This window comes from Campylobacter sp. CFSAN093229 (assembly GCF_011068225.1).
Classification (GTDB): Bacteria; Campylobacterota; Campylobacteria; order Campylobacterales; family Campylobacteraceae; genus Campylobacter_D; species Campylobacter_D jejuni.
In genome coordinates, this window is sequence record NZ_JAAMXB010000021.1 from 1 (window position 1) to 854 (window position 854).

General features: G+C 23.4%; 1 pseudogene. It reads right to left on the reverse strand.

What is annotated here, in order from left to right:
- A pseudogene (locus FBE93_RS08200) lies at positions 1–747 on the reverse strand (sugar transferase); the annotation flags it as partial.
- Positions 748–854: the final 107 nt, after the last annotated feature.

Below are 854 nucleotides of genomic sequence, written 5' to 3' on the forward strand. Positions count from 1 at the left end.
AAGCCACACAAACTCATAGTTATCTGGTAAAGGCAAATTCATCTCCCAAGCAAGTTCAGCTGGTATATTATGATAATTGATTTTTTCATTCTTATCATTTAATTTCTTAGGATCAAGTAATGAAGGATAAGGATGGTTTTCTTTTTTGTATCTTTCTTTGAAATCATCTGATAATAACCATTCTTCTATAAGATCGAAATTTTGTATAAAATAATTAAAATTGTGAAAGATATTATCTAATATTGCTTTATAATCTTGATGAATTTTTAATATATTTTTTATTCTTGAAAATTCTTTTAAAAATAATTGTTTATTATCTATCAAACCTTCAAGGATACTAGAGTTAATCTGATCAAATTCTTTAAAAATTTCTCTAAAAATTTGAAATTCTTTATTTGCTTTTTTAATATTATTTTTTAATTTAAATCCACCCCCTGTATACCAAGTTTGATAAGCTTTGATTAAAACTTCACCTAGCATATAAGACAAATGAAATTTAAATCTTAAAGCTTGCTCATAATCACTACATGCTTCTAAACTTGGATATTTGAGTTGAGGAAAAACTTGTATGGTTTGTTGATAAATTTTTTGTTCTTTTTTGTGTTGTTTTTTAATTTTATAAAGTTTTTTAAATAATGCTATATACCCCCCCCCACTACTACTATTTGTAAAATCAATCATAGCTTGACCTAGTTTGTAAGCAAGATGATTTTTTACTCTTTCTATAGCCGAATTCGGATTATGCATAAAAGATTCCTTATAAAAATTTTATTTTTAATACAAAAATAAGTTATTATTATACATTATAATTATATAATAAAAACCAAAAGAAATGAAATTTAGTTTTTATTATA